Origin of the sequence: Cyclobacterium sp. 1_MG-2023 (genome assembly GCF_030546805.1) — a bacterium.
GTDB lineage: Bacteria > Bacteroidota > Bacteroidia > Cytophagales > Cyclobacteriaceae > Cyclobacterium.
In genome coordinates this window covers 16,319-41,348 of the sequence record NZ_JAUOPC010000004.1, presented here as the reverse complement: position 1 = coordinate 41,348, position 25,030 = coordinate 16,319, and the positions used below count along the sequence as shown (strand labels likewise).

Here is a 25,030-nt window from a genome sequence, read left to right as displayed (position 1 = left end):
AACACTGTAAGAAATGAAAAAAGACCATAATTTCAATTTTAGAAAAGAAGTATTAAAAGCACTTCACAAAGGTATTATTGGAAAGGTGGAGGCTAAAGAATGTTTAAAGAGGGATTTTGAAAGACAAGAAATTCCTGTGTTTTACTTTAGCCAAATAAAAAAAAGTCCATTGTTTATTTATGTAGATGCCCTTGAAAAAATGGGTATTATCAACCCTTTAATCAGATTGAATGGCAGTTTCCCGGAATGAAAAAGAGCAAATTGTAAAGGCTTATCTTGAGAAATCCATTACAAGGGAGGAAATGGATTACTTACTTAGAAATGGTAGCGCTATATCTCCGAAGGAATGGGTTTATTATAATGAGGAGGAAAAAACCAAACAAGAACAAAAAAGAGAATTGATAAGCCGGGTATTTGGTTATTCAATTTCCGGGATTGAGTGGGCTTAGTTTTTTGAATTTATCAACTTAAAATCAAGCGGATAAAACAATATAGCTTATCTTTAATTTTTAGTTTTACTTTGAATCCATTGCTATGAATAAAAAAATATTAGCTTTTATCTTTTTTGCATTCCTTGGTTGTAGTGAAGAACAACTACCAGAACAGCCAGATAAATTACCATCAAATGCCATCCAAATAGGAGATCAAATATGGATGAAAAAAAATCTTGATATTGGTACTTTTAGAAACGGAGATGAAATATTTCATTCAAAAAATCAGAGTGACTGGGAATATGCGTATATAAATAAATTGCCAGCATGGTCATATTATGACGATTTAGAAGAGAATGGAGAAGTTTATGGTAAAATATATAATTATTATGCAATTACTGACCCTAGAGGCTTAGCCCCACAGGGTTGGCGAATCCCAAAAATTGAAGATTGGGATAAACTTTTTGAATTTAATGGCGGAATTGACAACGCAGGAATAAAACTTAAAAGTACATCCTATTGGTTAGGTGAAAACGGAACTAATGAAAGTGGGTTTAATGCACTTCCGGGAGGAGAAAGATTCTTATCCGGATATTTTGATTCGAAAGGTATAATTGCTTCTTTTTGGACATCGAGTTTTGATTCAAACGACGATATTATCCTTGTTGTCATATCTGATATTTATGAAAACTCTAACATCCACATATCAAAAAGTTCTGAAAAAACTTTTTACCCAAGTTTATATTTACCCGGAATATACCTAAGATGTATTAAGGAAAAGTAAAGCTTAAACAACAATATTTCAATTAAGACTTCTTCGATCGAGGAGTCTTTATTTTAGGCCATGAAGTCCTCTAAATAGAGGTTTGAGTGCAAATGGCGTGCAAATAAAAAAACCCTTACAAGAAAAATCCTGTAAGGGCTTGATAATCAAGAGCCTCCTGTCGGGATCGAACCAACGACCTACTGATTACAAGTCAGTTGCTCTACCAGCTGAGCTAAGGAGGCTTCTTTATAAATACACCCTTTTAAAAGTGTTATCAGGAAGTCTTTTTCCCTGATTGCGAGTGCAAATATAGTTTTATACTCCTATGAAATCAAAACTTTTGAGAAGAAATTTCCAACAAAATACCTATTTTACTCATAGTGAAGGCATTAAAATTCTCTAATAATTGAAAGTTTCTTTTTCAGTTTATCCACTTCTTGCTCTGCCTTCTCAATCTTCTCCTCAAATTGATCTTTCAGCTTGTCGGCCGTCTTTGAAGCCGCAAAAAACTCCAAATTGTTTCTCCACAAAGTAATGTTGTTTTCCAAATCGGTGATCTGCCTGCGAATGCCGTGCTCCTTTTTATTCAGAACTTTATTGCTATTCGGGTCTGCTTGAAGTTTGTTAAGGTTAAGTCTGAATAGAAAATCATCCTTGCTTTCCCCTTCAAGCTCTAGCTTGGAAACATATTCGTTTACAGCTGTATTGAATTTATTGGAAATATCCTTCATGCTCTTCCTTGGCACAAAACCTATTTCATTGTATTGTTGAATAAGCTTTTCGAGGTTTTCTGAGCTTGTTTGGTCTTCATCCTTTGCTGCGTCTAAAATCTCTTGACACACCCTTTCCTTGGCCACAAGATTTTCTTCGAAAGCCTTGTTATTTTCTTTGTTCGCATTTCTCCTATTGTCGAAAAAAGTGTCACAGGCCTTTTTAAAGCGATTGTATAGATCATCACGGAATTTTTCAGGCATGGGACCCAATTCCTTCCACTGTTTCTGCAATTGAATTAACTCATTGGAAGAATTCTTCCAATCTGTACTATCTAAATAAGTCTCAGCACTTTCAATTAGCTTCTCAGCCTTTTCCTTATTATGCTGTCTTATTTCATCTAATTCCTTAAAGAATAAATTTTTGTGGTGGAAAAATTGCTTGAACAACCCCCAAAAAGTTTTATTGATTTCCTTGCCTGCTTCTCTAGGTACGGGACCAATGGCTTCCCACTCTTTTTGAAGGGCAAGAATTTCTTTGGTTTTTGTATTCCAGTCTCTAATTTTCTCAGCTTTGAAGGACTTGAACTCTTCTAATTTTTCAATTAACTTCTCCTTCAGTACCTGATTGGCTTTGAAAACTTCTCGCTGACTGTCATAATACGCTTTGCGTTTGTTGTAGACAGCATCAGAAGCACTTTTAAAACGTTGCCATAATGCTTCTTGATCTTCCCTAGGTACAGGGCCAATATGTTTGAATTCTTCGTGCAGGTCATTCAAACTTTTTATGGCTTCTTTTACATCTTCTACTTTGGATAAAGCTTCTGCTTTGCTACAAAGGTCTAATTTACTGTCCAGGTTCTTCTTCCTATCTAGCTCTTTCAGCTCAAAATAGATACTGCGGTTGTCATAAAACCTATCCATTAAAGCATTATAGGAAGCCCAAAGGTTTTTATTTTGACTATGGGGAACAGGTCCTATTTTTTTCCATTCATCTTGGATCTTTTTAATGGTCTCAATGCTGTTGGTGGTTTCTTCCCCATCCACAATGGCCCTTAGTTGATCTAGAATTAGATTTTTATCATTGGCATTCTTTTCCTTGGATTTTTCAAGGTCTTTGAACTGCTGGTGTTTTCTCTCTTTAAATAATTGGTAGGAAGCGAAAAACTCACGGTCTTCATCTGTACCTCTATATACAAAGCCATCTTTCTCCCCTCCATCTTTAAGGAATTGATCAAGGGCTTGCTCTTGCTCTTTTAAATAATATTCGTCGTATTGATTTTTAATTTCTTGTACCAAACCATCTCTCCGAACAAAATTCTGCTCATGTACAAAGTCTTTAAGGACTTTAATAAGCTGAGGTTTGGTATAATTATGAAAATCAAATTCCTCTTCCTCTTCTTCACTTTCTTCCGATTCTTCTTTGGCTGCCGGGCTGGTTTCATTTGAAGTCACAGGTTCCTCGGTTTTATCCGAAGAAGTTTCTTCTTTGGTTTCTTTTTGTTCCTCAGCTACTGTTTCCTCCTCAGTCACTTTTGACGTTGCGGAAGTGTCAGCCACATTCTCCTGCTCTGTTGTGGGTGAACTTTCACCAGTCACATCACTGCTTGGTGTTTCCTGCTTTTCGGTAGAAGCTTCTTCTCCTGATTTTTGACTATTCGTCAATTCTTCAGTAACCTTGTCTGCATTTTCAGACATTTCTTTCTCGTTATCCATAATATTTAAAATATTCCTGCGTAATTCAATCCATACTAAACAAAAGTAGCAATTTTGAGCTAATTTAGTCTTGGGTCAATCGGATAATTTGCTAATACTTGGAAATCACCCCCCATATTCTTTAAAATAACTCGCCATAATTCATCCGGAGCTACCTTAAAGATCTTTTTAGTATGGCTATTGTCACAAACTATCCATGTTTTTTCAAGCAATTCCTCACTCAATTGCCCTTCTTCCCAACCTGAATAGCCCAAGAAGAAACGAAAATTAGCAATATCCAGCAAGCCAGACTTATACTTGTCCATCAATTCATTAAAATCGCCTCCCCACCACAGTTGATCTCCTAATGCCACACTATCTTCCAAAAGTTGCTCTCCACAATAGATAAAATGAAGTGTATTTTGCTCCACCGGACCTCCCACATACACCTCCTTACCTAAAAGCTCACAACCTTCCAAGAGCTCGTCTAATTTGAATATAGACAACTTATTCAATACCAAACCAAAGGAACCCAGTTCATTATTTTCGCACAAAAGAACCACCGACCTAACAAAATTTTCATCTTGCAGAAAAGGTTCAGATATCAACAAACTTCCTGATTTTGGCTTTATATTGGACCTATCAACCATCAACTGTGATTTATATGAGGCATTAATATAAAGCAAAAAATCTTAAAACCAATATATTTGTATTCCAAACTTAAATTTCAGCTATAAATAAACATAAAATGAAATTAGCAGATATAAGAATAGAATATTCTTCTAAGAAATTGAATTTAAATGAGACAAATAAGAACCCTTTGGAACAATTCAAAGTATGGTTATCTGAAGCACTCACTGCAAAAGTGAATGAACCGACAGCCATGCACTTGTGTACCGTTAATGAAAATGGTCATCCATCAGGCAGAATTGTTTTGCTAAAAGGGGCTGACGAAGGTTTTGTTTTTTTTACGAACTATTCCAGCCATAAAGGACAGCAACTATCCAAAAATCCCAATGCTTCCTTGACATTTTTCTGGCCTGAACTGGAAAGACAAGTAAGGATTGAAGGGCTGGTTACTAAAACTAGCCCCGAAGAATCTGATGAATATTTTAAAAGTAGGCCAATTCAAAGCCAAATAGGAGCCTGGACAAGCCCACAAAGTGAGGTTATTCCTAACAGGAGTTTCTTGGAAGCAAGACAGCAGGAAGTTGAAGAAAGGTTCCAATCGGAACCTATTGAAAGACCCGAGCATTGGGGAGGGTATCGACTAATGCCTTCTACCATTGAATTTTGGCAAGGCAGGCCTGCTCGATTGCATGACAGGGTTTTGTACAAGCTCGAAGAGGGGGCAAAATGGAGCATGGAGCGATTGGCACCTTAAAAGCTATGGGAATAACATAATAATAAAGTGCAATAAAAAATAACACCCCAACATGGAAAACAATTGGACTTTCCATGTTGGGGAAAACACCGGGTTAAATTAAGTTGAAAAGATCTTTCACCCCCGCAACCCTTTCCACAGTAAACCCTTCACCGAATTTAACATTGATCTTATGTCCTAATTCACGAGATCTGGCTTCTATAAAGTCCAAAAATTCAGGTCTGGAAATAAAGCTTTCCGGTTCATTGGAATCTGGATTATGGAACTGAGATTTAAAGGCAAGTATACTTTCCTTTTTGGTCTCCCAATATTCTGAAATATCAACAACTAGATCCGGTTCTATAAATTCGTTTTGAATGTAGTGGTAAACAAACTTTGGTCGCCATACTTCCTGAGGAACACCATCTAGTGTAGTCTCTAATTTTCTCAAACCACTAATAAAACAAGCATGAGAAGCCAAGCTTCCACCTTTCCCATGATCGGGATGCCTGTCTCTAACAGCATTGGCAAGCACAATTTCAGGCTTGTATTTTCGAATCACCTTAGCTATGGCTGTTTGGTGATCCAGATCATCTTTAAAGTAGATGTCCTTAAAGCCCAAATTTTCTCGGGCACTAAGTCCCAAAATTTCTGCTGAAGCATCTGCCTCCTGCATTCTAATCTCAGGGGTGCCCCGGGTGCCCATTTCTCCCTTAGTAAGATCTAATATACCGACCTTATACCCCATATCTCTATGGGAAGCCAAGGTGCCACTGCAAGCTAGCTCTATATCATCCGGATGAGCAGCGATGGCCAAAATATCCAATTTCATTTTTGTCTTTTAAAATGAATTTTAAAACTCTTATTGTATTTGCAGTCGCCTTCCTATTCTAAGAATAGTTCGCGTGCTAATTCCATTCAATCTGGTAATCTGACTTACCCTAACTCCGTATCGCCGAGCAATGACAGATAAATTATCTCCACTCCTAATTCGGTGATATACAGCTTCCCGCATTTTAATTTCATGGTCAAAACTTTGGGCAGTTATTGTATAAATGGGCGACTTTATTCTCCCAATTTCAAAATCGAAAATTTCGGTAGGATTGATGGACAGCCCCTGATACCGAATCTCAAAATGCAAATGAGGCCCTGTACTCCTACCCGTGCTTCCTCCTAGACCAATGATATCACCGGCCCTGATTTCTTGACCAACCTTTACTTCTTTCTTAGAAAGATGTCCGTAGATGGTTTCAAGCCCATTTCTATGCCTAATCACTACATAATGCCCATACCCATACCGCTCATAGGAAGTAATGCGAACAATACCATCAAATGCGGACCTGATCGGGTCACCTGTTTTTAATTTCAAATCAATCCCATGGTGCCATCGGTAGCGCCTCCGCCCAAAATCTGAATTGATTTTGGTATTCTCTAATGGCGCACTCCAACCTGAACCATAATAGGAATTATACAATGTCACTGGAATAGTATCTTTAAACTCTCTTGGATCAAAATCATAACTGTTAATTTTATGACTATCCCAGCGTCCGTAATACTCATGAGCTGTAATCCAAATACTATCGATCAATACTTTCTCTGCCACTTCCACCATCACATGTGTGGGTGCCCAGATAAAAGCATCGCTATTTTCACTTACAAGAGACAATCGCTTTTTAAGGTCAAGGCCATCCTTGAATATCAAAGCATCAGTGGCCTTTTCCAAATCACTGCGATATTGATCGGCATCAAAAATCAGGGCACCTGATGGCACCTCCAGATTTTGTTCTACTACACCATTGTTAAGTTTATCTCTCTTTTTATTTTGCGCGATACTACCAAAGCTTACGGACGTCCAAAGAAGAAGAACCAAGAGCCACCTTTCTTTTAGACGCATAAATTATAGACCTATTCTTGTGAAGTCAAAAATCTTTCTGCGTCCAATGCTGCCATACAACCTGTTCCTGCAGCAGTAACTGCTTGACGGTATTCATGGTCCTGTGCATCTCCACATGCAAATACACCGGGCACATTGGTTTTTGTACTTCCCGGTTGGGTAAGTATATAACCATTTTCATCCGTATCAATCTGATTTTCAAAAACAGCAGTATTGGGTTGATGTCCAATGGCTACAAAGAAAGCTTCCACAGCTAAATCCTTCTCCTCACCTGTAATCCTGTCTTTAACTTTAGCACCGGTTACCTCTTCATCACCTAATACCTCAACCGTTTCATGGTTCCAAAGAATTTCAATTTTAGGGTTTTTCATCACCCTGTTTTGCATGATTTGTGAAGCCCGAAGTTCATCTCTCCTCACCAACATATAAACCTTATTGCATATATTGGCCAAATAACTTGCTTCTTCACAAGCGGTATCTCCACCGCCTACGATGGCTACATCTTTTCCTCTAAAGAAAAAACCATCACAAACAGCACAAGCAGATACACCTTTACCGTTAAGCCTGGTTTCACTTTCTATACCCAGCCATTTTGCAGATGCACCGGTAGAAATAATTACGGTTTCTGCAAGAAGCGTTTTTCCTTCATCCACAGTAACCTTAAAAGGTCTTTTCTCGGCCTCTATGCCTGTCACTACCCCATACCTCACATCAGTACCAAAGCGTTCCGCTTGTTTTCTGAAATCTTCCATCATTTGGGGCCCCATGACACCATCAGGGTAACCAGGATAATTCTCTACATCATTGGTAATCGTAAGCTGACCACCGGGTTGAACCCCTGTATACATTACAGGCGAAAGCCCTGCTCGGGATGCATAGATAGCAGCAGTATAGCCTGCCGGACCTGATCCAATAATAAGGACCTTTATTTTTTCTATTTCCTTGTCCATTGTTTTATCAATTGTTCAATATTTCTCACAAAATGAAATTCTTTCGAATACTAACACCATAGCAAAACAAAAAAGTTTACTCGAGTGAGATTTTTTTGTGGGATATAAAAAAAGGGCAAAGTGCCCTTTCTAATTTTTCTAACTTTGCTTTAACATTTATCCCAGATAAGGCTTTAAAGTTTTGCTTCTACTGGTATGCCTAAGTCGCCTTATGGCTTTTTCTTTGATTTGTCTCACCCTTTCACGGGTAAGGTTAAATTTCTCACCTATTTCCTCTAGGGTCATGGCATGTTCGCCATTGAGTCCAAAATAAAGGGTAATTACATCTGCTTCCCTTTGGGTAAGCGTAGACAGGGCCCTTTGAACTTCTTTCCTTAAGGAATCATTCATCAAACCATCATCAGGTTTGATTTCACCGTCGTTTTCCAGAACATCAAGCAAACTGTTTTCCTCTCCTTGAACAAATGGAGCATCCATAGATACATGCCTTCCGGAAATTTTCATGGTATCCACCACTTCCCCTGCGGTCACTTCCAAAACTTCTGCAAGCTCTTCCGGTGATGGTTCACGTTCAAACTTTTGTTCAAGCTCAGAAAATGTCTTGCTGATCTTGTTCAAAGACCCCACTCTATTCAGTGGAAGCCTTACAATCCTAGATTGTTCAGCAAGAGCCTGAAGAATAGATTGACGAATCCACCATACGGCATAGGATATAAATTTAAAACCTCTGGTTTCATCAAATCTCTGGGCGGCTTTAATCAAACCTAGGTTACCCTCATTGATCAAATCTCCCAATGATAAGCCTTGGTTTTGATATTGTTTGGCAACGGAGACAACAAATCTAAGGTTGGCTTTGGTTAACTTTTCCAAGGCCAATTGGTCACCCTCACGGATCCTTTTGGCCAAAACCACTTCTTCATCTGCTGTCAATAAATCTACCTTACCTATCTCTTGAAGGTATTTATCCAGAGATTGACTTTCCCTGTTGGTAATCTGTTTACTGATTTTAAGCTGCCTCATTCAATTTTATTGATTATTTTTTAACGCATTGATAACAGATGTTCCCTTAAAAATAGTTCATTTTATATTTCATGACCTATTAATTTAGAGAACTTCCAGCTTATTTGTCCTTTCTTTCAGGTTTAGGCAATAATGCTTTTCTAGACAATTTGTATTTTCCTGTCTTTTTATCTACATCTATTAACTTCACTGCAATTTCCTCGCCAGATTCAAGTACACCATCCATGGATTCCAGTCTCTCCCACTTGATTTCAGAAATATGCAACAGTCCATCTTTACCAGGCATAAACTCAATAAAAGCACCAAAAGGCATGATATTCTTCACTTTACCGGTATAAGTTTCTCCTATTTCCGGCTGAGCAACGATTGCTTTTATCCTGCCAATGGCAGCATCCATAGACTCCTGGTTATTTGAGAAAATATTGATTTTCCCTATATTATCCACTTCTTCTATAATGACAGTGGCTCCTGTATCTTTTTGAATTTCCTGAATAACTTTTCCTCCGGGACCGATAACTGCACCAATCAATTCCTTAGGAATCTGCATGTTATAAGATCTTGGGGTATGCGGTTTGAATTCAGGTCTTGCGGACGATAACGTTTTATTGATTTCATCCAAAATATGTAACCTTCCTTTTCTTGCTTGATAAAGCGCTTCTTTCAACACTTCATAGTCCAAACCTTCTACTTTAAGGTCCATCTGGCAAGCCGTGATTCCATTGGCGGTTCCCGTTACTTTAAAGTCCATATCTCCCAAGTGATCTTCATCACCCAAAATATCAGACAAAATAGTGTAATTTCCTGTCTCTGCATCAGAGATCATTCCCATTGCAATACCTGTAACAGGGCTTTTGATAGCAATACCGGCATCCATTAAGGCCAACGATCCTGCACATACAGTAGCCATAGATGAGGAACCATTGGATTCCAAAATATCAGAAACGACACGGATGGTATAAGGATTGTCTTCCGGGGCAGGCAATACTTTCTTAAGTGCACGCATGGCAAGGTTTCCATGACCTACTTCCCTTCTTCCCGGTCCTCTATTAGGTTTTACTTCTCCGGTACTGAAACCGGGGAAATTATAATGTAAAAAGAATTTGTTATATCCCGACAAAACGGCTCCATCTACCATTTGCTCATCAAGCTTGGTACCTAAGGTACAAGTGGTAATGGATTGGGTTTCTCCTCTAGTAAAAACTGCAGACCCATGCGCTGAAGGCAAATAATCCACCACAGACCAAATTGGTCTAATTTCATCAGGCTCTCTGCCGTCTAATCTCTTTTTCTCATTCAAGGTGAAATTTCTGGCTGCTTCTTTGTGAACTTTGCCGAAATACCTACCAACGAGACTTAAATCGTATTCGTGATCTTCTCCAAGGCTTTCTACAAAATTTTCTTTGATTGCCTTTACTAGTTCTGATCTCTCCGATTTGTTAGGAATCTGTCTGCTGACCACGTCATACAAACTATCATACAATTCCTCTTTTATTTTAGCATGAAGTGCTTCGTCATTTACTTCATGGCTGTAAGCTCTTTTTTCTTCTTTGCCAACAAGTTTGGTCAGTTCTTTTTGAACCTTGCAATGTTTTTTGATCTCCTCGTGAGCAAATTGCAGGGCTTCAACCATTTCATCTTCAGAAACCTCATCTCCTTCACCCTCTACCATAAGGATGAACTCTTCAGAACCAGCTACAATTAGCTCCAAAGAAGCCTTTTCTAATTCTTTAGGGGTAGGATTAATAAAAAGATTGCCATCAATCTTTGCCACCCTTACTTCTGAGATAGGCCCATTGAAAGGAATATCAGAAACAGCAAGTGCTGCAGAAGCAGCGAGTCCGGCAAGACAGTCAGGTAAAACGTCTTCATCATAAGACATCAAAGTAATGCTTATGTTGGTATCTGCATGGTAGTCATCAGGAAAAATAGGCCTAATGGCCCTATCTACCATTCTACTAATTAATATTTCGTAATCAGATAATCTGCCTTCCCTCTTCAAAAAACCTCCAGGTATTTTCCCTGAAGAAGCGAATTTTTCCTGGTAATCAACAGACATAGGGAGAAAATCAACCCCCTCACCTGCTTCTTTCTTAGTTACTACGGTAGCTAGTAGTATAGCTTTGCCCATTTTAATTACAACAGCACCATCAGCTTGTTTGGCCAATGCACCTGTCTCTATGATTATTTCCCTACCATCTTCAAGAGTGATAGTTTTTGAAATTGTATTTGGTAACATATACTTTTGAGTATGTAAAGTGTATAGTTTTAAAAATAAGGCTTAATAACAGAAGGAAGTAAAAAAGTAAGGTCCCTCAAATAAAGGAACCCTACAAGTTATTATTTACGGATACCAAGGTCAGCAATTACATTCCTGTATCTCTCAATATCAATTTTAATAAGGTAATTCAGTAAACTTCTTCTTTTACCTACCAATTTCAATAGACCTTTTCTGCTTGAATGGTCCTTTTTGTTGGTCTTTAAGTGTTCAGTCAAATGCTTAATCCTGTAAGTAAACAGGGCAATTTGTGACTCAGGAGACCCTGTATCACTTTCTGACTTCAACCGACCATGATTCTTGAATAGTTCTACTTTTTCTTCTTTCGCTAAATACATGCTTAGTCAAATATGATGTTAAATTTTTTAAAACAGAGCCAAAGGTAGCTGTTTTATTCCAAATTATAAAACATCTTCTTTTAACTTTTTTCTTGGGATCAATTTCTGGTATAATTTAACTATTTTTTCCCAAATTCCTTGGTAAAAATCGGGTTCAAATAATCTTGCATCTTTTCGAGCTTGTTTTAAAAAGAACAGACCGAATGGAATCAATGCCAAATTGGAGAAGAAAGTTCCAAAAAGTGGCTCTGACAAACCTTCTTTCGCCCATTTCTCTCCGGTGATGGTCAACATATAATACATGATAAAAAAGATGATGGACAACAAAACAGGCATTCCTAGCCCCCCTTTTTTGATAATAGCCCCCAAAGGTGCCCCAATCATAAACATTACGAAACAGGCCAATGACTGGGTATACTTTTGATACCAAGCAACAGTAAAATGCCTGTATTGCCTCATCACTTCATTGATTTGGGTTTTATTCTTGGTGAAATTGTTTTTTATGTTTCTTGCTGATGTAAGTCCTACAGAAGCCCGAGAGTGTCGGTATCTTGGCGTTAATAACAAGGAGTCCAAGCGCTTTTCTTGATCGGGAGATAGGGCCTGTATCTCCGGCTTCTCAGTTTGCAAGGCACTTTTTTTATTAATTTCCCGCATGTCGGGACTTTTATTGTTCGCCAACGCCTTGTCTAAGCTGTCTTTGGATTGGACAAGGGTGTCACTTAACTCAGCTGAAGACTTACTGCTGGCTCTTTCTGCCAATTTCACTGACTGAGCCCCTCTACCACTTGTATCAGCAGCAGTTGCGCTATTGGTTTTTTTCCCAGCTGCCGTGGTAGGTGAAAGGGCTGCTTCGGAAACTTCCTGTCCTGCCCGATCTATGACCGCTCCATTTTGAAGTAGGTCTTCTTCGGCCTGGTACCTTAAATTTTTCAAAGAGTCGCTTTCTAGCTTTTTATCCAAGACATCCTTGGGAGGCTTGAGCTTGCGGGATCTGCCAAAATAATTATAAGACGCCTCAGTATTGGCGTAGTTAAAAAATTGGAAATGATTGATTTCTCTTTCCATTGAGTCTAAATCAACCCTTATTTCACTAATGTTTTTAATGGATTTACTGTTGGACCAAAGTTTTTCATCCGTCCGATCAAGTTCGAAAGCATCCAGATTAAAAACCATTTTATTGGTTTCAAATTGTGTTCTGCTAAAAGTTTGGGGAACATTTCTCCCACCTCTTCTTCCTGTACCTTCTTGGTAACTGTTCCCATGATAAAGGGTCAACATAATATACCGGTCGTTAAAAAAAGGTTCCATCCTTCCTGAATCTGCAGTAATGACATGAAGATTGCCTTGTCCTGTAGTATGGTCATAGATCAATACATCTTTGAGGCGTACTTCGTCCAGTTTGGTATTCACCTTGATACTGTACCCCGGTATTCCGTTATAAAAAACACCTTCCTTGATATCAAATGCCGGAGACTTCATCCTGATATCATACAACAAACTAAAAGTCTTGAGATTTACACGAGGGACAATGTAATTATTGGACAAAAATGCCAATACTGTAACAATGGCCACAAATACCCCTATAGGAAGCATGGTACGATTAAGGGAAATGCCACTGCTCTTTATGGCTGTTAATTCAAAATGCTCTCCCAGGTTACCAAAAGTCATCAAAGAAGAAAGCAATACCGCCAAAGGCAAGGCCATGGGAGAAATGCTTATTACAAAATAACCAATGAGTTCCATATAGACCATAAAAGGCAGGTCCTTACCAAAAATCTCATCAAAATATTTAAGCATATTCACCGTGAGCAAAATAAAGTCTACCACGATAAAAGTAAGCAGAAAAGGACTGAGGAATGACCCCAATACTAGCTTATCTAATTTTTTCATTCAATGCTTTTACTTTTCAATTGCAAACACAAAACAGCTCATTGCCATTCAGGTATGTATAGGTTTTAACGCTATTGGTACCGAAAACTGATGAAGAAGCTACTACTATTTTTTTAAGCTTATTTCACCAACTTGCAACACATGATTACTTAGCATTTAAACTGCAGGGTTAAGCCCTAGACAAAATTGAGCATATTATGTTAAAAATGATAATTTAAAGCCATTTTATCCACCAATAATCTCTTTGAGAGAAGCTATTAAGCCTTCCCAAATTGATTGTTGCTCCTGCTCATCAAAGGCGTCGCTATATTCTATTACACGCAGATAAATGGTTTGGGTTAGTTCATTTTCATCCAGCTTAAATTCGATGAAGGTATGCTCAGCATCTGAATCCTCTTCTTCCTCCTCGGGGTCGAAAAACTCAAATTTGACATGGTGATTGGTCCGCATAATAACTGCACGCGCATGATGATCTTCGCCATCATAAATAAAATTATAAACTTTATCCTCATTAATGACTACATCATCCGCAAACCATTGTGACAATCCACTTGCTGTGCTTAAATATGGATAAATAATCTTTTTGGAGCTATTTATCTGATAATCTGAAACAAATTTGATCTTCTCCATGGCTTTTTTTATTCTAGTTGTAAAAAGTGCATTATTTTTTAGGTACTTGATTTGCAATTCAAGGATTATACTCACATATTTGCATTCCCAATTGGCGAGGTAGCTCAGATGGTTAGAGCGCAGGATTCATAACCCTGAGGTCAGGGGTTCAACTCCCCTCCTCGCTACCAATTAAAAGGTCTCTTCAATTTAGAGACCTTTTTTTATGCCCTTTGTCTCTTAAAACCTATCACACAATCCTCGTATTGGCATACCCTATGTGGTAAAACACCTCTTATTTTATTAACAAAGACTTAATTAAATACAATAAGCCTTATGACTTGCAAAAGATAGGTAAACCCTGAGTAATATAAGGAAAATTTCAAAAAATAAACCTTTTTAAGGCCGGATTCTAAAACTTGATAGTTGGGGAATCAATTTGGATACCGGTTTTAGCTTCAATGGCAAAGGTTTATAAAATTTAAACGTATTTAAATTTTTATTTTACTCCTACTTTTAAATGGAGCCTTGCTATTTTGCAATAAAACATCCCTCATCAGACATTCTTATTCATTATAAGGCTTTTATATAGGTCTGATTAATACAAGCTTTAGGCGAAGGTTAAATTCATGTTAGGCGTTCAGATAGATTTCGCCTAAACAATGTTAAGCAGAATGGGAAAGCAAAGGTGGGTGCCCAATACCCTTTACCATGTTTTAAACTCCCTGCGCCTAACTTCATGTTGTGTATCGATGAAAATAATAAGTTGAGGAAAAATAAAGGCAAAAAAAAACCCTCCAAGGAGGGTTTTTAACTATAGCTTAAAAGCTGCTTATTTTACTTTTTCAACGATGGCTTTGAAAGCTACCGGATGGTTCATTGCAAGATCTGCAAGTACCTTTCTATTAAGATCAATCTCCGCCTTTTTAAGCAATCCCATAAATTGAGAGTAGCTAATGCCATATTGTCTGGCTCCAGCGTTGATTCTTTGAATCCAAAGTGCTCTGAATTCTCTTTTCTTTACTTTTCTATCCCTGTAAGCATATTGAAGTCCTTTTTCATACTTGTTTTTTGCTACAGTCCAAACGTTTTTACCTCTTCCGAAGTAACCTTTGGTTGCTTTTAATACTTTTTTTCTCCTAGCTCTTGAAGCTACTGAATTGACCGATCTTGGCATTTTTGTTTTAGTTTTTGACTTTTGGTGCTTTCAGTGTTTCTGAAAAGACTTGTAAACCAAAGGCCTGGTGAATTAAATAACCTGATAATTTTTGATTAGATTCTAAGCATTGCTTTTACTCTGCCCTCATCAGACTCATGAACGACTCCCATTTTGGTAAGATTTCTCTTCCTTTTGGTAGACTTTTTAGTCAAAATGTGGCTTTTGAAAGCATGCTTCCTTCTTATCTTTCCAGACCCAGAAAGCTTGAACCTTTTCTTAGCACTTGATTTAGTTTTAACTTTTGGCATTACCGTATATATATTAGTTGAATTATTTCTTACCTGCTTTCGGAGAAACAAATATGTTCATTCTTTTCCCCTCCATTTTTGGTAGTTGCTCTACCTGACCATAGTCTTCCAGGGCCTGAGCAAATTTCAATAGAAGCATTTCCCCTCTTTCCTTAAAAACAATGGTACGACCAACAAAATGGACATATGCCTTTACTTTGGCACCATCTTTTAGAAAGTTGATGGCATGTTTCAATTTAAAATCGAAATCATGATCATCAGTGTTGGGACCAAACCTAATTTCTTTCACTACAGTTTTGGCTGCATTGGATTTGATCTCTTTCTGCTTTTTCTTTTGTTCATATTTGAACTTAGCATAATCGATCACCTTACATACCGGCGGTGCAGCGGAAGGAGAAATTTCAACGAGATCAAGTCCATTTTCCTCGGCCAATGCTACTGCTTTGTCAGTCGCCATAACCGCGTTTCCTCCCTCTACAAAATCTCCTACAACCCTGACCTCTCGGGCCCTAATTTTTGAATTTACTTTATATGGTTCCTCTTGTCTCGGAGTATAAGTTCTTTTTCCTCTCAAAATAGTTATGGTTGTTTTTTAAAGTTTCAGATTGCAAATATCTAATAATTTTTTAAATATTAAAAATCAACAAATTATATTCCTGTTATTTATTCAATGATTCCCTAATGATTCCCTGAAAGTAGTCCACAAATGCGCTCAATTCAAACGAGCCAATGTCTCCTTCCCCATGTTTTCTTAGCGATATTTTATTCTCTTCTTGCTCCTTTTCTCCTACAATCACCATAAAAGGTATCTTTTTTACTTCAGCATCCCTGATTTTACGGCCAATCTTCTCATCTCTATTGTCAATCTCACCAGTTATGTCATTGTCAGCCAGTAAGGCCTTAACCTTGGAGGCATAATCGGCATATTTTTCAGATATTGGCAAAATCACCAATTGCTCCGGCGCCAGCCAAAGTGGGAAGTTGCCTGCACAATGTTCAATCAATACCGCCACAAATCGTTCCAAAGATCCAAATGGCGCCCTATGAATCATTACAGGCCTGTGTTTTTGGTTGTCTGAACCGGTATATTCCAATTCAAACCGTTGGGGTAACTGATAATCTACCTGTATGGTTCCCAGTTGCCAACTTCTTCCCAAAGCATCTTTGACCATAAAATCCAGTTTCGGCCCATAAAAAGCCGCCTCACCTTTTTCTGTTACAGTGTCGAGACCTTTTTCTTCGGCAGCCTCTATGATGGCTTGCTCTGCTTTATTCCATGCTTCTTCTTCCCCAATATACTTGTCCATATTTTCAGGATCTCTCAAAGAAATTTGCGCGGTGTAATTGTCAAAGCCCAAGGCCTTGAAAACATACAATACCAAGTCTATTACCTTGATAAATTCTTCTTTTACCTGATCTTGTCTACAGAATATATGGGCATCATCTTGGGTAAAACCACGAACCCTGGTCAATCCGTGCAACTCACCGCTTTGCTCATACCGGTAAACGGTGCCAAACTCGGCATACCTTACCGGAAGATCCTTATAAGACCGAGGCTTATGTTTGTAAATTTCACAGTGATGTGGGCAGTTCATTGGTTTCAATAAAAACTCCTCACCTTCATGTGGGGTAGCTATTGGCTGAAATGAATCCTTACCATATTTCTCATAATGTCCGGATGTTTCATACAATGCCTTGTGTCCAATATGCGGAGTGATTACCTGCTGATACCCAGTATGATCTTGTTCTTTTTTCAGAAAAGATACCAAACGCTCCCGCAATAGGGTGCCTTTTGGCAACCATAAAGGCAAGCCTAAGCCAACTTTCTCTGAAAATGTAAACAATTCCAATTCCCTGCCAAGTTTTCTATGGTCCCTTTTCTTTGCTTCTTCAAGCATATGAAGGTATTCTTTCAATTCCTTCGCCTTAGGAAAAGTAATGCCATAAATACGGGTAAGCATTTTATTCTTCTCATCCCCTCTCCAATAGGCCCCGGCAATGTTCAGCAATTTAACGGCCTTAACAAAACCGGTGTGCGGAATATGAGGTCCTCTACACAAGTCTGTAAACCCGCCTTGCTCATAAAATGTAATAGTCCCGTCTTCTAATCTGTCCAGAAGGTCTAGTTTATACTCATCCCCTTTCTCCTCAAAATAGTCAATTGCCTCATTCTTGGAAATGTCTTTTCTTACAAATTCATTCTTTTGACGAGCCAATTCAATCATTTTGGCTTCTATCTTTTCTAACTCCGCCCCTTCAAGGGTTTTGTCTCCAAAATCTACATCGTAATAAAACCCATTCTCAATAGGTGGGCCTATTCCAAATTTTATACCGGGATATAATGCTTCCAATGCCTCCGCCAACAAGTGGGCAGATGAATGCCAAAAAGTAGATTTTCCACCTTCATCTTTCCAAGTAAGCAACTCAATGCTTACATCTTGGTCGATTGGCCTGGTAGCATCCCAAATCTCACCATTGATTTTGGCTGCCAAAACATTTCTGGCCAAACCTTCACTGATGCTCAATGCTATTTCTAAACTGTTTACTCCCTTTTCAAAAACCCTGACAGATTGATCAGGAAATCTTACTTTAATCTCATTACCACTACTTGACATGCATTCTTTTATTTATGATAAATCACCTTTACAAACAGGTGCTTTTAAACTCATTCTTCGCCAAAACCAGCGATTTTTTTACGATTATAGCGCAAGGCTCCAAAAGTAAAGCATTTTCCTGATTTATGAACTGCAAATATGCAAATTCGACGGGGTAAAAAAAAAGATTAGCCCTTGCTTATCTAAACCATTTACCCCGGTAATTAAGAAAAACAATCTATTTCACCTGCTTATACTTTTTTTAAACAATAAACCAACCACCTGCTCTACCCAAAATACAAGCCAAAATCGTTTAAATCAAAAAAACATTTTAAATTATATTTCTTAAAAAAGTCCCTAACAATTGCTTCCAACTAACAGCTGCTTTTCTTGCTCCAACAAAAGTTTTTAATTTAAAAACTAAAACAGCAGCAACAATTGACTAGAAAAATTGGATTGAAACAGATAGAAACGTTTAAATTGATTAGATTTAACTTCTTATCTTATGGTTTTAATGCTATGTAAACGCATGAATAAACCGCTTTCACCAGCTACTCATTTTAAAAAATGAAAGGACATTCCACCAATTACTTTAACACTTTTATTGAAGTTGCAGCCGATTGTCGGGTAGAAATGGGGGAAGTCCCTCCACACAAGGGAAATAAAAAATCAGTTGCCAACTTACAATATGAAATGATTAGTGAGCAACCTTACCAATTCACTTCAGATGAGTTGCTATTTGCTATTTACGCCTTGCGCAAAGACCTAAGCCAAGAGGAGTACCCCGAAGCGAAAAACCAATTTTTTTCAAAAGGTCAAGCATGCCTGAGGGCTTCTCCATTAACGAAAAGGTATGGTTTTGGAATCCATAGTAATAAAGACGGAAAAGTTGCGCTTTTCGGTAGAGAAACAGTAGAATACGAGAAATTTACTGAGGATCAATCCATTACTAAAATTAAAGCCATGCGGTCAAAAAAGCCTTAGGGGAAAGAAACTTTGCCTTCCTGAAAACTTAAATCGCAAACCGGCCCATATAAAAGACACCCGGCCTTATTTTCTTTTTTGAAAGAATGCCCGTTTATGGGCTGCCGAATGCTTGACAATTTCTTGGTACCAACGGTACTTTAACTTTAACTTTTCATCTACCTTTAAGGGATAATTGTCAATTGACTCCTCAGCTACTTTTTCTTGAAGGGCGTACAAGCAAATGGCCGCGCTGACTGAAATATTAAAACTTTCAGTAAACCCTTTCATGGGTATATGCACCAAACCGTCTGCCGCTTCCATGGCCGCTTGGCTTACCCCTTCATGTTCATTGCCAAAAATTAAGGCAAGTGGCTGATCTATTGACAAATCACTCACCGGCAAACTTCCTTCCCTGGGACTGGTGGCCAAAACTTTATAACCTTTTTGCTTGAGCTGTTTGATACAGTCCTCCGTTGCATTTCCCGATGCATCGTCATATTTGTGCAAGTCTACCCATTGAGCGGCTCCTCTGGTAACATAGGGATTGATGTCATAACTGTTACTCCCCTCAATGACATGAACATCCTGTATACCAAAGCAATCAGCCGTTCTTAGAACGGCTGAGGCATTGTGAGGTTTGTAAATATTTTCTAATACAAGCGTAATGTATCGGGTTCTCTCTCCCAGTACTTTGTCTATCAAAGCTTTTTTATGTGGGCTGATATACTGGGAAAGATAGGCTAAAAAAGCCAGTTCATCCTTGTCCAATTGCTCCATAACGGCTTGGGTTAAAACAGGCCTAATTGTTCTTTGTCATCATCTTCTCCTGAAGTATCTTTTGATTCTCCCGAACCATTGTCTTTTTCAGGGTTCTCTTTTTTCTTTTCCGGTTTGGCTGATTCCAACAAAGAAATGTTCATTACTTTATGGTTACTTAATCGATTTCCTACAGATTTCCATCCTTTTACGTCAATCAACATATCCATGTCATAAACCTTTTCTTCCACCTCTTTGTCAAGCTTAAACTTCACTTTTACCTGAGGCTGTTTCTCTGTTGAGACAATCGTAAGCTTGGACTGCTTATGGTCTGAGATAAAGTTAAATTTCTTATTTAAAGTAGACGTTTCGATCACAAACCTTTTCACATAATACATCTTATGTACACCATCATAATAAATGGATGACACCACGCTTTCCGGATCATATTTTTCAATCAATAAAATATTTTCCGGTTCATAGCGGTTGGTCAGTTCAAAGGTGGTCAATTCATAACTTCCATCTTTATAAAAGACCAGCACTTTGTCTTCCCCTAAGAAATTTCCGACAAAATCCCCTCTTTCATCTGTGTTTAGCCTACCTACAGATGGATCAAAATAAATGTCCAAACCACCTAAAGTGGACACGCCTTCCATTTTAAGTTGGATTTTTCTAACCGGATATTTGGTGAGTATATTTCCTTTAGCCACTCGGCCTTTGATTTCAAGATCTTTAAAATCAAAATCAAACACCTTCACCCTTGCCTTGGCCCCGGCAGTGAGGAATACCGTTACAATTTCTGCTTCTCCATTGGCATTTGCTGTAAAGTAAAGTACTTTAGACCCTTTGGTGCCTTTGGTCAGCACGTATTCTCTATCCCTGGTTACACTTAAAACCTGGAATCGCTTGATCATCGTTCTTCCCGAACCACCATCCAAATAGATCAGGTTGTATACCATCCTTTCATCCCCTTTTCTGAAGACTGCCACATGAATAATGTCTTTACCCACAAATCCTTTGTCTTGAATTTTGGTAACCATACAAACACCATCTCTGCGGAAGATAATGATATCGTCCAGGTCTGAACATTCACAAACAAATTCATCTTTTTTCAAGCCATAGCCTACAAATCCATCGGCCCTATTCACATAAAGTTTGGCATTGTTGGCTGCCACTATATTGGCAGCAATGGTATCAAAGGTTCTGGCTTCTGTTTTCCTTTCCCGACCCTTGCCATATTTTTTCAATAGGTTGCTGTAATACTGTATGGCATAATCCGTTAGGTTTTCCAAGTGATGGTTCACTTCCTCTAACTCTTCATTCAGTTTACGCATCAGCTCATCTGCCTTGAAGGTATCAAACTTGGAAATACGTTTGATTTTAATTTCTGTCAAACGAATGATGTCATCCTTGGTGATTTCCCTGTAAAATTCAGGTTTAAAGGGCTCCAGACCATTGTCTATGGTTTCGATAACAGCTTCCCAGGTTTCACACTCTTCAATGTCCCGGTAAATCCTGTTTTCAATAAATATCTTTTCAAGTGAAGAGAAGAGCAATTTCTCCAGCAATTCATTTTTCCTGATTTCCAACTCCTGGTTCAACAATTCCTTTGTTTGGAAAGTATTGTATTCCAATATCTTGTTGACGGAAATAAAAACAGGTTTGTCTTCAATAATTACGCAGGCATTTGGCGATATGCTTACTTCACAATCTGTAAAGGCATACAAAGCATCAATGGTCATATTGGGCGACTGCCCCGGTGCCAGTTGCACCATTATCTCTACATCCTTAGCGGTGTTGTCGACAACTTTTTTGATCTTAATCTTCCCTTTGTCATTGGCCTTAATGATCGACTCAATCAGGGAATTGGTGGTGGTTCCGTAAGGGATTTCCTTGATTAACAAGGTTCTGTTGTCGTCCTCTTCTATTTTAGCTCGGACTTTAACTTTACCTCCTCTTAGGCCCTCATTGTACTCCGAAAAATCGGCATAGCCTCCCATATTGAAATCGGGAATAATATTCGTTTTCCTTCCTTTCAGGATTTGGATGGAGCCTTCTATTAACTCACAGAAGTTATGAGGAAGGATTTTTGTGCTCAAGCCTACTGCAATCCCTTCTACTCCTTGAGCCAATAATAATGGAAACTTAACCGGAAGGGTTACCGGTTCTTTTTTTCTTCCATCATAGGAAAGCTGCCATTCTGTAGTTTGGGGGTTAAAGACTACCTCAAGTGCAAACTTGGAAAGCCTAGCTTCAATATATCTAGCAGCCGCGGCTCCGTCTCCGGTTCTTACATCTCCCCAGTTACCTTGGGTTTCTATCAGCAAGTCCTTTTGCCCTAAATTCACTATGGCATCACCAATGGATGCATCACCATGAGGGTGGTATTGCATGGACTGCCCTATGATATTGGCAACTTTATTAAAACGGCCATCATCCATTTCTTTCATGGCATGCATGATCCTGCGTTGCACGGGTTTAAACCCATCTTCTATAGCAGGGACTGCACGCTCCAAAATAACATAGGAAGCATAATCCAAAAACCAATCTTGATACATTCCGGAAACAGGCACAACATTTTGTAAGCCTTCATTTCCGTCTATTGGTAAATCTTTTTCTTCACTCATGAATTAACTTCATTTTTACTTGAGTATTTGAGTAATCCCTCAAAACACTTGATCCCTATAATTAGGTTGATATTGTATGAAAATTTTTCTACCGGCCACTACACTACTCCTTATTATCCTGAAGGGAGTTATGGTGAAAGGCGCTAAACTTTATAATTAGCTACAAATTGCTCAGATAACCTTCGGGTAATTAAAGCAGAGGTATTGCCTTTTAAGCCACTTCCTTTTCATCACTTTCTTCCTCATTTGCCTTATCCTCTGCTCCCAGATCCAGGTCTTTTTCAACCTTCAGTCTATTAATAATAAACTCTTGTCTGGTTGGCGTATTTTTCCCCATATAGAAGCCCAGCAAATCGGCAATTTTAGTTTCCTTGTTTAGGATAATGGGTTCCAAACGGATATTTTCACCGATAAATCCTCCAAATTCACTGGGGGAAATTTCACCCAGCCCCTTAAATCGCGTTATCTCTGATGTCTTACCTAGTTTATGAATGGCACGCTGACGCTCCTCATCAGAATAGCAATAAATGGTTTCTTTTTTGTTTCGCACCCTAAAAAGAGGCGTTTCAAGAATAAAGAGGTGTCCATTCTTTACCAAATCAGGGAAGAATTGTAGAAAATAGGTCATGATCAACAAGCGAATATGCATACCATCCACATCGGCATCAGTGGCAATGACTATCTTCCTATACCTCAATCCATCAATCCCATCTTCAATATTCAAGGCGTGCTGCAAGAGGTTAAATTCCTCATTTTCATACACCACTTTTTTGGTCATCCCAAAGCAATTGAGTGGCTTTCCTCTCAAGGAAAACACTGCTTGGGTCTGCACATTTCTAGACTTGGTAATTGATCCGGATGCTGAGTCACCCTCTGTAATAAAGAGCATGGTTTCATTTTTCTGCTCGTCCTTTGCCTTATTGTCATCGTAATGAACCCTACAATCTCTCAATTTCTTATTGTGCAGATTGGCTTTTTTAGCCCTCTCATTGGCCAATTTCTTGATGCCTGAAATTTCTTTTCTTTCTCTCTCCGATTGAAGAATTCTCTTAAGGATGGCATTGGCAGTATCCGGATGCTTGTGCAGGTAATTGTCAAGTTCTACTTTTACAAAGTCATTGACAAATGTCCGCAAGGTAGGGCCATCAGGTCCTACGCTGTGAGAGCCTAATTTGGTTTTGGTTTGGGACTCAAAAACAGGTTCCATCACCCTTACCGCAATGGAAGCCACCACACCTTGCCGTATATCTGCGGCATCATAATCTTTTTTGAAGAATTCCCTGATCGACCTGACAATAGACTCCCTAAATGCTGCCAAATGAGTTCCTCCTTGGGTGGTAAACTGTCCGTTTACAAAGGAGTAATACTCCTCACCGTATTGGTTGGTATGGGTAAGGGCCATCTCAATATCATTGCCCTTGAGGTGTATGGTAGGGTATCTTCTGCTATCATCATCTACCTTTCGGTCCAATAAATCCAACAGCCCATTCTGAGAAAAATATTTAACCCCATTAAAATTAATGGTTAGCCCACTATTTAGGAAAGCATAATTCCAAATTTGGTTTTCAAGGTATTCCGGGATAAAATGGTAGTTCTTAAAGACCGAAGGATCCGGAGAAAAAACAATTTTGGTCCCGTTTCTTTCCGAAGTTTTGACTACCGGACGATCTTCTATCAGTTCTCCTTTATTGAACTCGGCAACTTTTGTTTGACCTTCTCTAAAAGATTGAACCTTAAAAAATTCAGATAAGGCATTCACTGCTTTGGTACCGACCCCATTTAGTCCCACAGATTTCTGGAATGCACCTGAGTCATATTTACCACCCGTATTGATTTTGGAAACACAATCGATGACCTTCCCCAAGGGTATTCCCCTACCATAATCCCTGATTTCCACCTTGTGCTCACTGATCTTCACCTCAATGGTTCGACCATTTCCCATCATGTGCTCATCGATACTATTGTCAAGGATTTCTTTTACCAAAACATAAATACCATCATCCTGCGCACTACCGTCTCCCAGCTTACCAATATACATACCCGGCCTTAAGCGGATATGCTCTTTCCAATCGAGGGATTTTATACTATCTTCAGTGTATTGTACGTTTCCTGCCATATTTTAACTGTTTTCTGCCTTAAACTGTACCTGTTTTTACCTGTTTCATTTTTCCTACCAGTAATAAAAATAAGCCTATAACCCATGCTGCCAGTAAAATAGGGACAAGGTAAAAGAAAACATTGTATTCAGTATTCCTAATCTCATTTTGGTTGGTAAGGCTATGGATATAAAAGACCATTATACTCACGCATAGGTTAAGTACACCGATAAAGGAATATATCCAAGCTAAAATACGATCCCTAAAACTGTCTCCTACCGGAAAAAGCCTGTGCAGCGCATTGCTGCCTTTCATTTCTATCATTTTCCCGGGAATGACCAATAAGACATTGAACACAAAAAACAAGATGACTGTAAAATAAAAGAAGCTCTCCTTACTCAATTGCTTTACAGGCAATCCTTTGCTGTTTTGCTCGTAAGTGGCAAAGTCCGGCATGGAAGCATAAGCATACAGAAAAACGAACAAAAACAATCCTATTGACAGGAAGTAAAAGAATTTAGCAAAACGGGTGTACATAAATTTTCTATTTAGGCAGCAAATATAAAAATTAATCCAGTAC

23 protein-coding genes and 2 tRNA genes are annotated in these 25,030 nt (G+C 38.5%); 6 read left to right on the top strand and 19 right to left on the bottom strand.

Features of this window, described 5'->3' with window-relative positions:
* Positions 1-13 precede the first annotated feature (13 nt).
* From Q4534_RS06930 to Q4534_RS06920, 3 genes are all read left to right on the top strand, one after another.
* Entirely contained in the window at positions 14-250 is a 237-nt protein-coding gene (locus Q4534_RS06930) for a hypothetical protein (RefSeq protein WP_303612436.1), read from the top strand.
* Positions 231-449, top strand: coding sequence for a hypothetical protein (locus Q4534_RS06925; RefSeq protein ID WP_303612435.1), 219 nt, complete (start codon positions 231-233; stop codon positions 447-449). Before Q4534_RS06930 ends, Q4534_RS06925 begins: the two co-directional genes overlap by 20 nt.
* Positions 450-534: 85 nt before the next feature.
* On the top strand, positions 535-1,215 hold the full coding sequence (locus tag Q4534_RS06920) for a fibrobacter succinogenes major paralogous domain-containing protein (protein WP_303612434.1): 681 nt from the start codon (positions 535-537) through the stop codon (positions 1,213-1,215).
* Between the two features lie 151 nt (positions 1,216-1,366).
* Here the strand turns inward: Q4534_RS06920 and Q4534_RS06915 are convergent.
* The 3 genes from Q4534_RS06915 to Q4534_RS06905 form a co-directional block, all read right to left on the bottom strand.
* Positions 1,367-1,439, bottom strand: a tRNA-Thr gene (locus Q4534_RS06915).
* A 147-nt stretch (positions 1,440-1,586) separates the two neighbouring features.
* Positions 1,587-3,623: a DUF349 domain-containing protein gene (locus Q4534_RS06910; RefSeq protein WP_303612433.1), complete on the bottom strand. Its 2,037-nt coding sequence runs from the start codon at positions 3,621-3,623 to the stop codon at positions 1,587-1,589.
* Positions 3,624-3,682: 59 nt separating this feature from the next.
* Complete coding sequence (locus tag Q4534_RS06905; RefSeq protein ID WP_303612432.1) at positions 3,683-4,252, bottom strand: YqgE/AlgH family protein; 570 nt, start codon at positions 4,250-4,252, stop codon at positions 3,683-3,685.
* 98 nt (positions 4,253-4,350) lie between these two features.
* On the opposite strand from Q4534_RS06905, the gene pdxH reads away from it, so the two are divergent.
* Positions 4,351-4,986 carry a pyridoxamine 5'-phosphate oxidase gene (gene pdxH, locus Q4534_RS06900; RefSeq protein WP_303612431.1) on the top strand — a complete coding sequence of 212 codons (636 nt, stop codon included), beginning with the start codon at positions 4,351-4,353 and terminating at the stop codon, positions 4,984-4,986.
* Between the two features lie 94 nt (positions 4,987-5,080).
* Here the strand turns inward: pdxH and bshB1 are convergent, their stop codons facing one another.
* The 8 genes from bshB1 to Q4534_RS06860 form a co-directional block, all read right to left on the bottom strand.
* Positions 5,081-5,797, bottom strand: coding sequence for a bacillithiol biosynthesis deacetylase BshB1 (bshB1, locus tag Q4534_RS06895; protein WP_303612430.1), 717 nt, complete (start codon positions 5,795-5,797; stop codon positions 5,081-5,083).
* 30 nt (positions 5,798-5,827) lie between these two features.
* Complete coding sequence (locus Q4534_RS06890) at positions 5,828-6,859, bottom strand: M23 family metallopeptidase (protein WP_303612429.1); 1,032 nt, start codon at positions 6,857-6,859, stop codon at positions 5,828-5,830.
* A gap of 11 nt (positions 6,860-6,870) precedes the next feature.
* Entirely contained in the window at positions 6,871-7,809 is a 939-nt protein-coding gene (trxB, locus tag Q4534_RS06885) for a thioredoxin-disulfide reductase (RefSeq protein ID WP_303612428.1), read from the bottom strand.
* Positions 7,810-7,965: 156 nt separating this feature from the next.
* Positions 7,966-8,829, bottom strand: coding sequence for an RNA polymerase sigma factor RpoD/SigA (locus tag Q4534_RS06880; protein WP_014021150.1), 864 nt, complete (start codon positions 8,827-8,829; stop codon positions 7,966-7,968).
* A 100-nt stretch (positions 8,830-8,929) separates the two neighbouring features.
* A complete protein-coding gene (gene pnp / locus Q4534_RS06875) occupies positions 8,930-11,065 on the bottom strand; it encodes a polyribonucleotide nucleotidyltransferase (protein WP_303612427.1) in 2,136 nt (711 codons plus the stop codon).
* 101 nt (positions 11,066-11,166) lie between these two features.
* Positions 11,167-11,442 (bottom strand): 30S ribosomal protein S15, encoded by a 276-nt coding sequence (rpsO, locus tag Q4534_RS06870; protein WP_303612426.1) that lies wholly within the window; start codon positions 11,440-11,442, stop codon positions 11,167-11,169.
* A gap of 63 nt (positions 11,443-11,505) precedes the next feature.
* A complete protein-coding gene (locus Q4534_RS06865) occupies positions 11,506-13,335 on the bottom strand; it encodes an LptF/LptG family permease (RefSeq protein WP_303612425.1) in 1,830 nt (609 codons plus the stop codon).
* A 225-nt stretch (positions 13,336-13,560) separates the two neighbouring features.
* A complete protein-coding gene (locus tag Q4534_RS06860) occupies positions 13,561-13,965 on the bottom strand; it encodes an START-like domain-containing protein (protein WP_303612424.1) in 405 nt (134 codons plus the stop codon).
* Positions 13,966-14,058: 93 nt separating this feature from the next.
* On the opposite strand from Q4534_RS06860, the gene Q4534_RS06855 reads away from it, so the two are divergent.
* A tRNA-Met gene (locus Q4534_RS06855) sits at positions 14,059-14,135 on the top strand.
* A 641-nt stretch (positions 14,136-14,776) separates the two neighbouring features.
* Here Q4534_RS06855 and rplT read toward each other — a convergent pair.
* From rplT to thrS, 4 genes are all read right to left on the bottom strand, one after another.
* Positions 14,777-15,121, bottom strand: a complete 345-nt coding sequence (gene rplT / locus Q4534_RS06850; protein ID WP_014021145.1) for a 50S ribosomal protein L20 — start codon at positions 15,119-15,121, stop codon at positions 14,777-14,779.
* A gap of 95 nt (positions 15,122-15,216) precedes the next feature.
* Positions 15,217-15,411, bottom strand: coding sequence for a 50S ribosomal protein L35 (gene rpmI, locus Q4534_RS06845; protein WP_014021144.1), 195 nt, complete (start codon positions 15,409-15,411; stop codon positions 15,217-15,219).
* 22 nt (positions 15,412-15,433) lie between these two features.
* Complete coding sequence (gene infC / locus Q4534_RS06840) at positions 15,434-15,985, bottom strand: translation initiation factor IF-3 (RefSeq protein WP_303612423.1); 552 nt, start codon at positions 15,983-15,985, stop codon at positions 15,434-15,436.
* A gap of 85 nt (positions 15,986-16,070) precedes the next feature.
* Entirely contained in the window at positions 16,071-18,026 is a 1,956-nt protein-coding gene (gene thrS, locus Q4534_RS06835) for a threonine--tRNA ligase (RefSeq protein ID WP_303612422.1), read from the bottom strand.
* Between the two features lie 546 nt (positions 18,027-18,572).
* Between thrS and Q4534_RS06830 the strand changes: the two genes are divergently transcribed.
* Positions 18,573-18,989 (top strand): DUF6157 family protein, encoded by a 417-nt coding sequence (locus Q4534_RS06830; RefSeq protein ID WP_303612421.1) that lies wholly within the window; start codon positions 18,573-18,575, stop codon positions 18,987-18,989.
* 66 nt (positions 18,990-19,055) lie between these two features.
* Here the strand turns inward: Q4534_RS06830 and Q4534_RS06825 are convergent, their stop codons facing one another.
* From Q4534_RS06825 to Q4534_RS06810, 4 genes are all read right to left on the bottom strand, one after another.
* Positions 19,056-19,748 carry an RNA methyltransferase gene (locus tag Q4534_RS06825; protein ID WP_303612420.1) on the bottom strand — a complete coding sequence of 231 codons (693 nt, stop codon included), beginning with the start codon at positions 19,746-19,748 and terminating at the stop codon, positions 19,056-19,058.
* Between the two features lie 11 nt (positions 19,749-19,759).
* A complete protein-coding gene (locus Q4534_RS06820; RefSeq protein ID WP_303612419.1) occupies positions 19,760-22,354 on the bottom strand; it encodes a DNA gyrase/topoisomerase IV subunit A in 2,595 nt (864 codons plus the stop codon).
* A 211-nt stretch (positions 22,355-22,565) separates the two neighbouring features.
* Positions 22,566-24,470: a DNA topoisomerase IV subunit B gene (locus Q4534_RS06815; protein WP_303612418.1), complete on the bottom strand. Its 1,905-nt coding sequence runs from the start codon at positions 24,468-24,470 to the stop codon at positions 22,566-22,568.
* A 19-nt stretch (positions 24,471-24,489) separates the two neighbouring features.
* Positions 24,490-24,987, bottom strand: coding sequence for a DNA topoisomerase IV (locus tag Q4534_RS06810; RefSeq protein ID WP_303612417.1), 498 nt, complete (start codon positions 24,985-24,987; stop codon positions 24,490-24,492).
* Between the last annotated feature and the right edge of the window lie 43 nt (positions 24,988-25,030).

Coding starts and splice junctions, on each gene's coding strand:
- Q4534_RS06820 (WP_303612419.1), bottom strand. CDS start 22,354: ATGAGTGAAGAAAAAGATTTACCAATAGACGGAAATGAAGGCTTACAA.
- rpmI (WP_014021144.1), bottom strand. CDS start 15,411: ATGCCAAAAGTTAAAACTAAATCAAGTGCTAAGAAAAGGTTCAAGCTT.
- Q4534_RS06930 (WP_303612436.1), top strand. CDS start 14: ATGAAAAAAGACCATAATTTCAATTTTAGAAAAGAAGTATTAAAAGCA.
- rpsO (WP_303612426.1), bottom strand. CDS start 11,442: ATGTATTTAGCGAAAGAAGAAAAAGTAGAACTATTCAAGAATCATGGT.
- Q4534_RS06910 (WP_303612433.1), bottom strand. CDS start 3,623: ATGGATAACGAGAAAGAAATGTCTGAAAATGCAGACAAGGTTACTGAA.
- pdxH (WP_303612431.1), top strand. CDS start 4,351: ATGAAATTAGCAGATATAAGAATAGAATATTCTTCTAAGAAATTGAAT.
- bshB1 (WP_303612430.1), bottom strand. CDS start 5,797: ATGAAATTGGATATTTTGGCCATCGCTGCTCATCCGGATGATATAGAG.
- Q4534_RS06815 (WP_303612418.1), bottom strand. CDS start 24,470: ATGGCAGGAAACGTACAATACACTGAAGATAGTATAAAATCCCTCGAT.
- Q4534_RS06905 (WP_303612432.1), bottom strand. CDS start 4,252: ATGGTTGATAGGTCCAATATAAAGCCAAAATCAGGAAGTTTGTTGATA.
- Q4534_RS06925 (WP_303612435.1), top strand. CDS start 231: ATGGCAGTTTCCCGGAATGAAAAAGAGCAAATTGTAAAGGCTTATCTT.
- Q4534_RS06880 (WP_014021150.1), bottom strand. CDS start 8,829: ATGAGGCAGCTTAAAATCAGTAAACAGATTACCAACAGGGAAAGTCAA.
- rplT (WP_014021145.1), bottom strand. CDS start 15,121: ATGCCAAGATCGGTCAATTCAGTAGCTTCAAGAGCTAGGAGAAAAAAA.
- trxB (WP_303612428.1), bottom strand. CDS start 7,809: ATGGACAAGGAAATAGAAAAAATAAAGGTCCTTATTATTGGATCAGGT.
- Q4534_RS06830 (WP_303612421.1), top strand. CDS start 18,573: ATGAAAGGACATTCCACCAATTACTTTAACACTTTTATTGAAGTTGCA.
- Q4534_RS06810 (WP_303612417.1), bottom strand. CDS start 24,987: ATGTACACCCGTTTTGCTAAATTCTTTTACTTCCTGTCAATAGGATTG.
- Q4534_RS06865 (WP_303612425.1), bottom strand. CDS start 13,335: ATGAAAAAATTAGATAAGCTAGTATTGGGGTCATTCCTCAGTCCTTTT.
- Q4534_RS06860 (WP_303612424.1), bottom strand. CDS start 13,965: ATGGAGAAGATCAAATTTGTTTCAGATTATCAGATAAATAGCTCCAAA.
- thrS (WP_303612422.1), bottom strand. CDS start 18,026: ATGTCAAGTAGTGGTAATGAGATTAAAGTAAGATTTCCTGATCAATCT.
- pnp (WP_303612427.1), bottom strand. CDS start 11,065: ATGTTACCAAATACAATTTCAAAAACTATCACTCTTGAAGATGGTAGG.
- Q4534_RS06890 (WP_303612429.1), bottom strand. CDS start 6,859: ATGCGTCTAAAAGAAAGGTGGCTCTTGGTTCTTCTTCTTTGGACGTCC.
- Q4534_RS06825 (WP_303612420.1), bottom strand. CDS start 19,748: ATGGAGCAATTGGACAAGGATGAACTGGCTTTTTTAGCCTATCTTTCC.
- Q4534_RS06920 (WP_303612434.1), top strand. CDS start 535: ATGAATAAAAAAATATTAGCTTTTATCTTTTTTGCATTCCTTGGTTGT.